The sequence below is a fragment of the Mycobacterium sp. 852002-51057_SCH5723018 genome, assembly GCF_001667035.1.
Taxonomy (GTDB): Bacteria; Actinomycetota; Actinomycetes; order Mycobacteriales; family Mycobacteriaceae; genus Mycobacterium.
The window spans coordinates 253,271-266,169 of sequence record NZ_LZIR01000070.1 but is presented as its reverse complement, the minus strand read 5'-3'; the positions used below and the strand labels follow the sequence as shown (position 1 = coordinate 266,169).

The window sequence follows — 12,899 nt, the reverse complement described above, 5'->3', positions numbered from 1 at the left end:
GCATGACTTCCTCCAAGGCGTCAAAAGAAGCCACCAGTGAAGCCGTGGAGCTGACCGACAGTTCCGCCGGGCTGCCGCACCACAGCTTCATCTCCCGGCTCTACACCGGCACCGGCGCGTTCGAGGTGGTCGGGCGCCGGCGGCTGTGGTACGGCATCAGCGGCGCCATCGTCGCGATCGCGATCATCAGCATCATCGTGCGCGGCTTCACCTTCGGCATCGATTTCAAGGGCGGCACGACGGTGTCGATGCCCGCCGCGGGCGCGTCGGGCACCGTGCAGACCTCGCAGGTGTCCGATGTCTTCCGCAAGACCATCGGCCGCGACGCCGAGTCGGTGGTCATCGTCGGCAACGGCGCCTCGGCGACGGTGCAGATCCGCTCGGAAACGCTGACCAACGACCAGACGACCAAGCTGCGCAACGCCCTGTTCGATGCCTTCCAACCCAAGGGCGCCGACGGTAAGCCCAGTGCGAAGGCCATCAGCGACTCGGCGGTGTCGGAAACCTGGGGCGATCAGATCACCAAGAAGGCGCTGATCGCGCTGGCGGTGTTCCTTGCGCTGGTCAGCCTGTACATCATGGTGCGCTACGAGCGATACATGGCGATCTCGGCGCTGATCACCATGTGTTTCGACCTGACCGTCACCGCCGGCGTGTACTCACTGGTCGGCTTCGAGGTCAGCCCGGCCACCGTCATCGGCCTGCTGACCATCCTCGGTTTCTCCCTCTATGACACCGTCATCGTGTTCGACAAGGTCGAGGAGAACACCCACGGCTTCCAGCACACCACCCGTCGCACCTTCGCCGAACAGGCCAACCTGGCGATCAACCAGACGTTCATGCGCTCCATCAACACCAGCCTGATCTCGGTGCTGCCCGTGCTGGCGTTGATGGTCGTGGCCGTGTGGTTGCTCGGCGTCGGCACGCTGAAGGACCTGGCGCTGGTGCAGCTGGTCGGCATCCTGGTGGGCACCTACTCGTCGATCTTCTTCGCCACCCCGCTGCTGGTCACCCTGCGCGAACGCACCGAGCTGGTGCGCACCCACACCCGCCGGGTGGCCCGACGGCGCCGCGCCGGCCACCAGGCCGAACCCGAACCCGCCGGCGAAGAACCCGCCCCGGAGACCACCGAGGCGGGGGCGCCTGCCAAGCCCGCACCCAACAAGCCGGCGCCGGGTGCGCGCCCGGTGCGGCCCACCGGCACCCGCCGCCCGACCGGCAAGCGAAACGCCGGCCGGCGGTAGGCCAGATGTTGTTGGCCGGCCGGCGGGGGCTGCAGGGATGGGCGTCCGTTGGTCTGGCCGGGATCCTGTTGGCGGCTTTCACGTTGACGGCGTGTTCCGGTAGCGCGTCCTCGCAAATCGACTACGTGGTCGACGGCCCGCTGGTCACCTACAACACCAACACCGTCGTCGGCGCCGCATCGGCCGGGGCGCAGGCGTTTGCCCGCACGCTCACCGGGTTCGGCTATCACGGCCCCGACGGGCAGGTCGTCGCCGACCGCGACTTCGGCACCGTCTCGGTGGTGAGCGGCGCGCCGCTGGTCCTCGACTACCAGATCGCCGACAACGCCGTCTACAGCGACGGCAAGCCGGTGACCTGCGACGACCTCGTCCTGACCTGGGCCGCCCAGTCCGGGCGGTTCCCCGGCTTCGAGGCGGCCACCCAGGCCGGCTACGTCGACATCGCCAACATCGAGTGCATCCCCGGCCAGAAGAAGGCGCGGATATCGTTCGTCCCGGACCGCGGCATCGTCGACTACACCCAGCTGTTCGCCGCCACGTCGATCATGCCGGCGCACGTCATCGCCGATCAGCTCAACGTCGACGTGACCGCGGCGTTGCTGAGCCACAACGGGCCGGTGGTGGAGCGGATCGCGCAGCTGTGGAATACCACCTGGGATCTCAAGCCGGGCATGGACCTCAAGCGGGTCCCGTCGTCGGGACCGTACAAGGTCGAACGGATCCTCGACGGCGGCGCGGTGGTGCTGGTGGCCAACGACCGCTGGTGGGGGCCCAAGCCGATCACCAAGCGGGTGACGGTGTGGCCGCAGGCGCCCGATATCCAGGACCGGGTCAACAACCGCAGCGTCGACGTGGTCGACGTCGCGGCCGGCTCGTCGGGAGCGCTCGCCACCCCCGACAACTACGAGCGCAGCGATTCGCCGTCGGACGGCATCGAGCAGCTGATCTTCGCGCCGCAGGGCGCGCTGGCGGCCGCCAACGCCCGGCGCGCGTTCGCGCTGTGCACGCCGCGCGACGCGATCGCGCACGACGCCGGCGTGCCGATCGCCAATTCGCGCCTGCAGCCGGCCAGTGAGGACGCCGTGGCCGCCGCCGAGGGCGCCGCGGAGGCCGGCCCGTTCGGCAAGGCGGATCCCGCGGCCGCCCGCGCCGCGCTGGGCGGTGCGCCCCAGCCGGTGCGGATCGGCTACCAGGGGCCCAACGCGCGGCTGGCGGTGACCGTCGGCGTCATCACCAAGTCCTGCGCCCCGGCCGGCATCACCGTCACCAACGTCAACCTGGCCTCCTCGGGGCCCCAGGCGCTCAAGGACGGAAAGATCGACGTGCTGCTGGCCAGCACCGGCGGCGCCACCGGCAGCGGATCGACCGGGTCGTCGGCGATGGACGCCTACGCGCTGCACAGCGGCAACGGCAACAACCTGTCCGACTACGCAAACCCGCAGGTCGACGGCGCCATCAGCGCGCTGGCGGTGTCGGCCGACCCCGCCGAGCGGGTCAGGCTGGTCGCGGAGGCGGCTCCGATACTGTGGGCCGATATGCCGACGCTGCCCCTGTACCGGCAGCAGCGCACGCTGCTGTTGTCGAAGAAGATGGTCGCCGTGAGCCGCAATCCGACCCGCTGGGGCGCGGGCTGGAACATGGACCGATGGGCCTTGATCCAGTGAGGGTCGAGTGACGAGCGACGCCACGCCGGTGGCCGAACTGATCGCGGCGCTGGCCCGCGATGTGGCCGATTTTCCGAAGCCGGGCGTCCAGTTCAAGGACCTCACCCCCGTGTTCGCCGACCGGCACGGTATGGCCGCGGTGACCGACGCGCTGGCCGTCATCGCATCCGGCGCCGACCTGGTGGCCGGCATCGACTCGCGTGGGTTCCTGGTGGCGGCTGCCGTCGCCACCCGCCTGGGCACCGGCGTGTTGGCCATCCGCAAGAGCGGCAAATTGCCGCCGCCGGTGCACGCCGAGCGGTATGACCTCGAGTACGGCAGCGCCACCCTGGAAATCCCGGCCGACGGCATCGAGCTGTCCGGCCGTACCATCGTGATCATCGACGACGTCCTCGCCACCGGTGGCAGCATCGGGGCGGCCGCGCGCTTGCTGGAGCGCGCCGGGGCGGACGTGCCCGCCGCGGCGGTGGTGGTGGAGCTCACCGCGCTGGGCGGCCGCGACGCGCTCGCGCCGTTGCCGGTGCACAGCCTGACGCGGGCCTAAATCGGTTCTACAAGCGATATCCTCGAGGTCGGAGGTGACCAACGTGGCGGATGAGAAGAGCGGGGCGCAGGCGCTGGAGGCGCCCACCGACGCCGCCGACGCCGCGCTGGCCGTAGAGCAGCCCGGTCCCGTCGCCGAGCCGCCCGAGTCGCCCGAGCCGCCCACCGAAACCCTGAAGACCTCCAGCAGCGCGTCCCGCCGGGTCCGCGCCCGGCTGGCCCGCCGGATGACCGCCCAGCGCAGCACGCTCAACCCGGTGCTCGAGCCACTGGTGGCGGTGCACCGCGAGATCTACCCGAAGGCCAACCTGCAGCTGCTGCAGCGCGCCTTCGAGGTCGCCGACCAGAAACACGCCACCCAGCTGCGGCACTCCGGTGACCCCTACATCACCCACCCGCTGGCCGTCGCCAACATCCTGGCCGAATTGGGCATGGACACCACCACTTTGGTGGCCGCGCTGTTGCACGACACCGTCGAGGACACCGGCTACACGCTCGAGCAGCTGTCCGAGGAATTCGGCGAAGAGGTGGCCCACCTCGTCGACGGGGTGACCAAGCTGGACCGGGTGGTGCTGGGCAGCGCCGCCGAGGGCGAGACCATCCGCAAGATGATCACCGCCATGGCCCGCGACCCCCGCGTGCTGGTGATCAAGGTCGCCGACCGCCTGCACAACATGCGCACCATGCGCTTCCTGCCGCCGGAGAAGCAGGCGCGCAAGGCCCGCGAGACGCTGGAAGTCATTGCGCCCCTGGCGCATCGGCTGGGTATGGCCAGCGTCAAGTGGGAGCTAGAGGACCTGTCGTTCGCGATCCTGCACCCCAAGAAGTACGAGGAGATCGTCCGGCTGGTCGCCGGCCGCGCGCCGTCCCGGGATACCTATCTGGCCAAGGTGCGCACCGAGATCATCAACACGCTCAACGCCTCGAAGATCAAGGCGACCGTCGAGGGCCGCCCCAAGCACTACTGGTCGATCTACCAGAAGATGATCGTCAAGGGGCGCGACTTCGACGACATCCACGACCTGGTCGGCATCCGCATCCTGTGCGACGAGATCCGCGACTGCTACGCCGCCGTCGGCGTGGTGCACTCGCTGTGGCAGCCGATGGCCGGGCGGTTCAAGGACTACATCGCCCAGCCGCGATACGGCGTGTACCAGTCACTGCACACCACGGTTGTCGGCCCGGAGGGCAAGCCGCTGGAGGTGCAGATCCGCACCCGCGACATGCACCGCACCGCCGAATACGGCATCGCCGCGCACTGGCGCTACAAGGAAGCCAAGGGGCGCAACGGGGTTCCACATCCGCACGCCGCCGCCGAGATCGACGACATGGCCTGGATGCGTCAGCTGCTCGACTGGCAACGGGAGGCCGCCGACCCGGGCGAGTTCCTGGAGTCGCTGCGCTACGACCTTGCGGTGCAAGAGCTCTTCGTCTTCACCCCCAAGGGCGACGTCATCACCCTGCCGACCGGGTCGACGCCGGTGGACTTCGCCTACGCGGTGCACACCGAGGTCGGCCATCGCTGCATCGGCGCCCGGGTCAACGGGCGCCTGGTGGCGCTGGAACGCAAGCTCGAAAACGGCGAAGTCGTCGAGGTTTTCACCTCCAAGGCGCCCAACGCCGGGCCCTCGCGTGACTGGCAGCAGTTCGTCGTGTCGCCGCGGGCCAAGACGAAGATCCGGCAGTGGTTCGCCAAGGAACGCCGCGAAGAGGCGCTGGAGGCCGGCAAGGAGGCGATGGCCCGCGAGGTGCGCCGGGGCGGACTTCCGTTGCAGCGCTTGGTCAATGGCGAGTCGATGGCCGCGGTGGCCCGCGAGCTGCACTACACCGACGTGTCGGCGCTCTACACCGCCATCGGTGAGGGGCACGTGTCGGCCCGTCATGCCGTCCAGCGGTTGCTGGCCGAGCTCGGCGGCATCGACCAGGCCGAAGAGGACCTGGCCGAGCGGTCCACGCCGACGACCATGCCGCGCCGCCCGCGCAGCAGCGACGACGTCGGCGTCTCGGTGCCCGGCGCGCCCGGCGTGCTGACCAAGCTGGCCAAGTGCTGCACGCCGGTGCCCGGCGACCAGATCATGGGCTTCGTCACCCGCGGCGGCGGGGTCAGCGTGCACCGCACCGACTGCACCAACGCCGCGTCGCTGCAGCAGCAGTCCGAGCGCATCATCGAGGTGCTCTGGGCGCCGTCGGCCTCGTCGGTGTTCCTGGTGGCCATCCAGGTCGAGGCGCTCGACCGGCACCGGCTGCTGTCGGACATCACCCGGGTGCTGGCCGACGAGAAGGTCAACATCCTGTCGGCTTCGGTCACCACCTCGGGTGACCGGGTGGCGATCAGCCGGTTCACCTTCGAGATGGGCGACCCCAAGCACCTCGGCCATTTGCTCAACGTCGTGCGCAACGTGGAAGGCGTCTACGACGTCTACCGGGTGACGTCCGCGGCTTGAGGCCTAACGGCGCCTGGCAGGCCGCTTGCGCTGCGTTTGCATCCGGGCGACTGTGGTGGAGGACTCGTGCTGGTCCTCCAGCACGATGACGCCCTCGGCGTCGCTGCCCACGGGTTTGGCGGCGCCCTCGAGCACCTCACCGACGACGCGAACCGCCTTGGGCAGCGCGGTGTTGGTCAGGACCTTGTAGAGCGGCACCGCGGCGATGAACAGGGCCAGCGGCGGTTCGATCAGTCCCAGCCCGGTGGCGACGGCCAGGCCGCCGAAATACCCAATGGACCGGGGCACGTCGACTTCGACGGTGCCCACTTGAACTTCCAAGACGTTTTCCGGCGCTCCGAACCGGATCTCCACGGCGCTGGCGGCCATAACACCCTCCCGATCTTGCGTGCAATCACCAAAATCGTCGGGTACCCGGTTTCTCTGGTTTCACTGCGGCTAGCCCAGCCGCACGGAGGTGATCGTCACGGTCCGGGCGGGCAGGCCCTGTTCTCGATTGCCGGCCACACCCACCGTGGCGATCTTGTCGAGGGTGGCCAGGCCCGCCTCGTCCACCGAGCCGAACACCGTGGACGTCGGCTCCACTTCGGTGTCCCGGTACACCATGAAGAATTGGCTCTCGTTGGTGTTGGGTCCGCTGGTCGCCATGGCCACGGTCCCGCGCGGGTACAGGACGGTCGCCCTCAGCGCGGGATCGCCGGGGCTGTATTGGTCGGTGGGGTACTCGTCGCCGAATGCGTAACCGGGGCCGCCGGTGCCCTCGGCGTCGGGCCCGCCGCAGAGCAGCGTCCCGCCGTCCTGCTGGTTGATCAGCCGGCCGCAATCGGTGTTGTCGAAGAATCCCTGCTTCGCCAGGCTGGTGAAGCTGTTCACCGTGCAGGGGGACTCGGCGTTGGCGAGCTGGATGCCGATGTCACCGAAATTGGTCGAGATGACGGCGTGGATCTGGGCCGGGCTGGTGGACACCCTGCCCGACGGCGGCGGGTTCACCGGTTTGGTGGCCGGATCCGGCGCCGGCGGGTACTGGCAGTTGGCGCCGAGGTCCGGCGGAGGGGCAAACGCCGGCAACGGCGGCACCGTGTTCGCCGCCGGCGTGTTGGATCCGGGGGCCGATCCCGGCCTGGTCGGCACCTTGGCGCGGCTCGGGGTGGTGGATGGCGTGCTGGCCGTCGGGCGGTGGCTGTCGGTGACAAGAGCGATCACCAGCGCGATGACCGCCGCCAGTGCGACCACCGATCCGCCGACGATAGCCAGCGCCAGGCCTCTGCTCAACCTCCGTGCCTGAGGTTGCGGCGGGGCGGTGCCGGCCGGTGCCGGCTGCGGGGCTGCCTGCGGCGCGGGTGCCGGCGGCGGGTGTGCCTGCGGCGGTGGTGGCTGCGGCGGTGGTGGCGGGATGGGAGCGGCGCCGCCGGCGGTGAGTGCCGCCCGGGCGGCCTCGGCGAGCTCGATGGCCGACTGGTAGCGGGCATCGACGTTTTTGGCCATCCCGCGCGCCACGACCACGTCGAGGATGGGCGGCACCTCGGGCGCGAGGGTCGACGCTCGGGGCGGTGGCTCGTTCAGGTGAGCGTTGAGCTGTTGCTCGACGCTGTCGCCGGGGTACGGGCGGCTTCCGGTCAGGCACTCGTACAGCGTGCAGGCCAACGAATACACGTCGGCGCGGTGATCCGTCGTTCCCCGGAAGCGCTCGGGCGCCATGTACGCCACGGTGCCCATCGTGTGCCCGGTGTTGGTGAGCGCGGTGTCGGTGGCGCCGCGCGCGAGCCCGAAGTCGATCAGGTAGACGAAATCCCGCACGTTGGTGACCAAGATGTTCTTCGGCTTGATATCCCGGTGGATCAATCCGGCCGCATGGGCCGTATCCAATGCCGTCGCAACCTGTTCCACGATCGCGACCGCGCGCTCGGGGCTGAGCCGTCCACCTTCTTCCGCGATGAGTTGCGCCAAGTCGCGCCCATCGATCAGGCGCATGTCCACATACAGCCGGCCGTCGATTTCGCCGAAGCCGTGGATCGGCACCACGTGCGGGTCGTTGAGGCTCGCCGCGATGCGGGCCTCCCGGCGAAATCGTTGCTCGAACAGGGGATCCTCGGCCAAATACGTCGGCAGGAGCTTCAGCGCGACGACGCGGTCGGTGCTGGTGTCGTAGGCGCGGTAGACCTGGCCCATGCCCCCGTGCCCGACCTTGTCCAGAAGTTGGTACTTACCGAAAGGCGTCCCCTCCACGCAACGAACCATAAACGGTGCGGCGCGCTAGCCGGGGGATTCGGCGGCAATTAGTCCAGCAGCAGCGACTTGATCGTCACTTCACTGGCCGGCGGACCGTCGTCCCCGCCGCCGGCGACGCCGGCCTTGGCGATCTTGTCCAGCGTGGCCAGCCCGTCGGCCTGGATGGTGCCGAAGACGGTGTATTGCGGCGGCAGCTGAGAGTCCTTGTAGACCAGGAAGAACTGGCTGCCGTTGGTGCCCGGCCCGGCGTTGGCCATCGCCATCGTGCCGCGCGGGTAGACGACCGGCTGCTGCGCCTTCGGGTCGTTCGGCGGGTACTGGTCGGTCGGATACTCGTTGGCGAATTGGTAGCCGGGGCCGCCGGTGCCGTCGCTCTTCGGGTCGCCGCACTGCAGGACGCCCAGCGTGTCCGAGGTGGTCAGCCGGTGGCATTTGGTGCCGTCGAAGAACTTCTGGCCGGCGAGGCTGGCGAAACTGTTGACGGTGCAAGGAGATTCGTTGTTGGCCAGCATCAGCCCGAGGTTGCCCTGGCTGGTCGCCATGCTGGCGCTCACCTGGGCCGGATCCGTCGGGATCTTGCCGGTCCGCGGCGGCTTGACCGGCTTGGCGGCCGGGTCGGACGACGCCGGGTACTGGCAGTTGGCGCCCACGCTGGCCGAGGGCTTGAACGGCGGCAACGGCGGCACCGATCCGGTCGGGGGAGTCGTCGGCGCGGTGCTCTCCGGGGAGCCGCTGGGCGCGGTGGTGGTGGCCGCCGCGTTGCTCTTGTGCTGGCTCTTGGTGTTGACGATCGCGATCACCACCGCGACGGCCACGGCCACCGCCACGGTCGAGCCGCCGGCGATCACCAGGATCCGGCGTCGTCGGGCCTGCTTTGCGCGGCGCTCCAGCTGCCGTTCGAGTTTGCGCTTGGCGTTGGCACGTCGCTGTTCGTTGGTCGGCACGGCCGGTATGCCTCCATCGTCGGTCAATAGGGGGCTCGGTAGCCAGCTCAGGCTAATGTGGGCGCCGCGACCGGTGTCAACCGGGCCCCGTGGGAAACTGGGACACGTGTTGATCACCGGATTTCCCGCCGGCGTGTTGCAGTGCAACTGCTACGTGCTGGCCGACCGGCCCGGGACGGACGCCGTCATCGTGGATCCCGGTCAGCGTGCGCTGGGCCAGCTGCGGCGAATCCTCGACAAGAACCGGCTGACCCCGGCGGCGGTACTGCTCACCCACGGCCACATCGACCACATCTGGTCCGCCCAGAAGGTTTCCGACACCTTCGGCTGCCCCACCTACATCCACCCCGAGGACCGGTTCATGCTGACCGACCCGATCCACGGCTTCGGGCCGCGGCTGGCGCAGCTGGCGGCCGGCGCGTTCTTCCGCGAGCCCAAGCAGGTGGTGGAGCTCGACCGCGACGGCGACAAGCTCGACCTGGGCAGCGTGACCGTCAACGTCGATCACACGCCGGGGCACACCCGCGGCTCGGTGTGTTTCCGGGTGGCTGCCGACACCGATGTGGTGTTCACCGGCGACACGCTGTTCGAGCGCTCGGTGGGCCGCACCGACCTGTTCGGCGGCAGCGGGCGCGACCTGCTCACGTCGATCATCGGCAAGCTGCTGGTGCTCGACGACAAGACCGTCGTCCTGCCGGGCCACGGGCCCTCGACCACGATCGGCGCCGAGCGTCGCTTCAATCCGTTCCTCGAAGGCCTCGGCGCGTGACAGAATTTGTCGCTCCCAAGGGGGTGCCCGACTACGTTCCGCCGGACTCCGCCGAGTTCGTCGCGGTGCGCGACGGGTTGCTGGCCGCGGCCCGCCGCGCCGGCTACGGCGACGTCGAGCTGCCCGTCTTCGAGGACACCGCGCTGTTCGCCCGCGGCGTCGGCGAATCCACCGACGTGGTGTCCAAAGAGATGTACACGTTCGCCGACCGCGGCGACCGCTCCGTGACGCTGCGGCCCGAGGGGACCGCCGGGGTGGTGCGCGCGGTGATCGAACACGGCCTGGACCGCGGCGCGCTGCCGATCAAATTGTGTTACGCGGGACCATTTTTCCGCTACGAGCGCCCGCAGGCCGGCCGCTACCGCCAGCTGCAACAGGTCGGTGTCGAGGCGATCGGCGTCGACGACCCGGCGCTGGACGCCGAGGTGATCGCCGTCGCCGACGCCGGCTTCCGTGCGCTGGGCCTGGACGGGTTCCGGCTGGAGATCACCTCGCTGGGCGACGAGAGCTGCCGGCCGCAGTATCGGGAACTGTTGCAGGACTTCCTGTTTGGGCTTGACCTGGACGAGGAGACGCGCAGGCGCGCCGAGATCAACCCGCTGCGGGTGCTCGACGACAAACGACCAGCGGTGCGGGCTATGACGGCCGACGCGCCGGTGCTGCTCGACCACCTGTCCGACGCCGCCAAGCAGCACTTCGACACCGTGCTGGCTCACCTCGACGCGCTCGCGGTCCCGTATGTCATCAACCCGCGGATGGTGCGCGGGCTGGATTACTACACCAAGACCACCTTCGAGTTCGTGCACGACGGCCTCGGCGCGCAATCGGGCATCGGCGGCGGCGGCCGCTACGACGGCCTGATGCGCCAGCTCGGCGGACAAGACCTGTCCGGCATCGGTTTTGGGCTCGGCGTGGACCGGACCCTGCTGGCGCTGCGGGCCGAGGGCAAGAGCGTGGGGGAGACGACGCGTTGCGACGTGTTCGGGGTGCCGCTGAGCGAGCAGGCCAAGCTGCAGCTGGCGGTGCTCGCCGGGCAGCTGCGCGCCGCCGGCGTTCGCGTCGACATGGCCTACGGCGACCGCGGGCTCAAGGGTGCGATGCGCGCCGCCGACCGGTCCGGCGCCCGCATCGCTTTGGTGGTCGGTGACCGGGACATCGAGGCCGGGACGGTCGGGGTGAAGGACCTCGCGACGGGTGACCAGGTGTCGGTGGCTTTGGATTCGGTTGTGGCTGAGGTGGTCACGCGGCTCGGCGGGTAGCCCGCCCGGGTCGAGGCGCCGTGTCAGTGGGTCGTGGCATACTCGAACACATGTTCGAAGATGTGCGGGCGCGGTTTGACGAGCTGGTCGAGCGGTGTCATCCGTCTAAGACGCCGGAGTCGGCGGTGCTGGTGGAGCGGATTGGTGCGGCGGCGCGGTTTGAGAACCGGGCGGCGGCCGCGCAATTGGTGGCGATCGGGGAGTTGTTTGCCTATCGGCTGTCGCGGTGTTCGGAGAACGAGGATTGGGCGATCGACACGATGGAGGCGGTGGCCGCCGAGGTGGGTGCGGCGTTGCGGATCGGCCAGGGGCTGGCGGCCGAGCGGGTGCGCTCTGCGCGGGCGATGCGCGAGCGATTACCCAAGAGTGCTGAGGTCTTTCGTGCCGGGGATATTGATTATCGGATGTTTCAGACGTTGGTGTATCGCAGCGATCTGATCGTCGATGGCGAGGTGTTGGCGGCTGTTGATGAGCAGTTGGCGGCCAATGTGGCGCGGTGGCCGTCGATGAGCCGGGGCCGATTGTGTGCGCAGGTGGACAAGATCGTGGCCACGGCCGATATCGATGCCGTGCGCCGGCGCACCAAGACCCAACGCGATCGCGAGATTTGGATCGGTCCGGATCACGACGGCACCGCCGAGATCAACGGTCGGCTGCTGAGTCCCGACGCCCACGCGCTGGATCGGCGGTTGGATGCGTTGGCGGCCACGGTGTGCGCGCACGATCCCCGCAGCCGCGAGCAGCGCCGCGCCGATGCCCTGGGTGCGCTGGCCGCCGGCGCCGATCGGCTGGGCTGCCGCTGCGGACGCACCGATTGTGCGGCCGGAAAGCGGCCGGCGGCGGGGCCGGTGGTGATCCATGTGATCGCCGAACAAGCCACCATCAATGGCGGTGGCTCAGCTCCGGGCTCGAAGGTGAGCGCCGACGGGCTCATTCCACCCGAGCTCGTGGCCGAACTCGCCAAGTCGGCCAAGCCGGTGCCGTTGATCCACCCCGGCGATGCCGCACCGGAAAAGGGCTATGTGCCCTCGAAGGCGTTGGCCGATTTCGTGCGATGCCGCGATCTGACGTGTCGCTGGCCGGGCTGCGACCACCCCGCCATCAATTGCGATGTCGACCACACCATCCCCTTTGCCCAGGGCGGGCCCACGCACGCGAGCAATCTCAAGTGTTATTGCCGCACCCATCATTTGGTGAAAACTTTCCTGGGCTGGGCCGAACAGCAGCTGGCTGACGGGACGCTGATCCTCACCTCCCCCGCCGGGCACACCTATGTCACCACCCCGGGCAGCGCGCTGCTGTTTCCCAGCCTGTGTTACGCCGTGGGCGGCATGCCGTGCCCCGAGGCCGACCCACCCCAGGATTACTGCGCCGAGCGCAGCGCAATGATGCCCAAACGCCGGCGCACCCGCGCCCAAGCCCGCGCCAGGCGGGTGGCCACCGAACGCCGCCACAACCGCGACGCACGGTTGGCCGCCCGAACCGCGCCAACCGGCCCGGCCCCACCCATCGACGACCCACCACCTTTCTAGCGCCACTTGACTTCGTATCGAACGATTGTCCGAATAGGCGTTAGGCGCTGGGCTAACCACGCCGTCACCGTTAACGAATCATCTGACCCCAGCTTCGTCCTCGACACGTTTACGGGCGTCGCGCCGCGCTCGCTTCCTATGTTCTAGCGCTTCTGGCGCGCTGCGCGGAGCGGCTAACTGACGTTCGAGGTCGGCGATGCGCTTCTCGGGGGTCGTCCTGGTCGATCAGCAATTCGTCCCGCCCCCGGAAGCGCCACGTGACTGCGGAGCG

10 protein-coding genes are annotated in these 12,899 nt (G+C 69.2%); 7 read left to right on the top strand and 3 right to left on the bottom strand.

What is annotated here, in order from left to right; genetic code table 11:
* Positions 1-2 precede the first annotated feature (2 nt).
* The 4 genes from secF to A5764_RS14305 are packed head-to-tail and all read left to right on the top strand — an operon-like array spanning position 3 to position 5,895.
* Positions 3-1,244, top strand: coding sequence for a protein translocase subunit SecF (gene secF / locus A5764_RS14320; protein ID WP_067114146.1), 1,242 nt, complete (start codon positions 3-5; stop codon positions 1,242-1,244).
* A 5-nt stretch (positions 1,245-1,249) separates the two neighbouring features.
* On the top strand, positions 1,250-2,908 hold the full coding sequence (locus A5764_RS14315; RefSeq protein WP_067114145.1) for an ABC transporter substrate-binding protein: 1,659 nt from the start codon (positions 1,250-1,252) through the stop codon (positions 2,906-2,908).
* A 7-nt stretch (positions 2,909-2,915) separates the two neighbouring features.
* Positions 2,916-3,452, top strand: coding sequence for an adenine phosphoribosyltransferase (locus tag A5764_RS14310; RefSeq protein ID WP_067114144.1), 537 nt, complete (start codon positions 2,916-2,918; stop codon positions 3,450-3,452).
* Between the two features lie 43 nt (positions 3,453-3,495).
* Entirely contained in the window at positions 3,496-5,895 is a 2,400-nt protein-coding gene (locus A5764_RS14305; protein WP_067114245.1) for a bifunctional (p)ppGpp synthetase/guanosine-3',5'-bis(diphosphate) 3'-pyrophosphohydrolase, read from the top strand.
* Between the two features lie 3 nt (positions 5,896-5,898).
* Here the strand turns inward: A5764_RS14305 and A5764_RS14300 are convergent, their stop codons facing one another.
* The 3 genes from A5764_RS14300 to A5764_RS14290 form a co-directional block, all read right to left on the bottom strand.
* Entirely contained in the window at positions 5,899-6,264 is a 366-nt protein-coding gene (locus A5764_RS14300) for a hypothetical protein (protein WP_067114143.1), read from the bottom strand.
* 69 nt (positions 6,265-6,333) lie between these two features.
* Complete coding sequence (locus tag A5764_RS14295; RefSeq protein ID WP_369807319.1) at positions 6,334-8,121, bottom strand: protein kinase; 1,788 nt, start codon at positions 8,119-8,121, stop codon at positions 6,334-6,336.
* A gap of 50 nt (positions 8,122-8,171) precedes the next feature.
* Positions 8,172-9,068, bottom strand: a complete 897-nt coding sequence (locus tag A5764_RS14290) for a peptidylprolyl isomerase (protein ID WP_067114141.1) — start codon at positions 9,066-9,068, stop codon at positions 8,172-8,174.
* A 106-nt stretch (positions 9,069-9,174) separates the two neighbouring features.
* On the opposite strand from A5764_RS14290, the gene A5764_RS14285 reads away from it, so the two are divergent.
* Genes A5764_RS14285 through A5764_RS14275 form a run of 3 tightly spaced genes read left to right on the top strand, consistent with a single transcriptional unit; the run spans position 9,175 to position 12,628 of the window.
* The gene (locus tag A5764_RS14285; protein WP_067114140.1) at positions 9,175-9,837 is read left to right on the top strand and encodes an MBL fold metallo-hydrolase; all 663 of its coding nucleotides are present in this window, start codon (positions 9,175-9,177) and stop codon (positions 9,835-9,837) included.
* Positions 9,834-11,096, top strand: coding sequence for a histidine--tRNA ligase (hisS, locus tag A5764_RS14280; protein WP_067114139.1), 1,263 nt, complete (start codon positions 9,834-9,836; stop codon positions 11,094-11,096). The genes A5764_RS14285 and hisS overlap by 4 nt, the downstream gene beginning before the upstream one ends.
* Before the next feature lie 50 nt (positions 11,097-11,146).
* Positions 11,147-12,628, top strand: coding sequence for an HNH endonuclease signature motif containing protein (locus tag A5764_RS14275; RefSeq protein WP_067114138.1), 1,482 nt, complete (start codon positions 11,147-11,149; stop codon positions 12,626-12,628).
* Positions 12,629-12,899: the final 271 nt, after the last annotated feature.

Coding starts and splice junctions, on each gene's coding strand:
- secF (WP_067114146.1), top strand. CDS start 3: ATGACTTCCTCCAAGGCGTCAAAAGAAGCCACCAGTGAAGCCGTGGAG.
- A5764_RS14315 (WP_067114145.1), top strand. CDS start 1,250: ATGTTGTTGGCCGGCCGGCGGGGGCTGCAGGGATGGGCGTCCGTTGGT.
- A5764_RS14300 (WP_067114143.1), bottom strand. CDS start 6,264: ATGGCCGCCAGCGCCGTGGAGATCCGGTTCGGAGCGCCGGAAAACGTC.
- A5764_RS14275 (WP_067114138.1), top strand. CDS start 11,147: ATGTTCGAAGATGTGCGGGCGCGGTTTGACGAGCTGGTCGAGCGGTGT.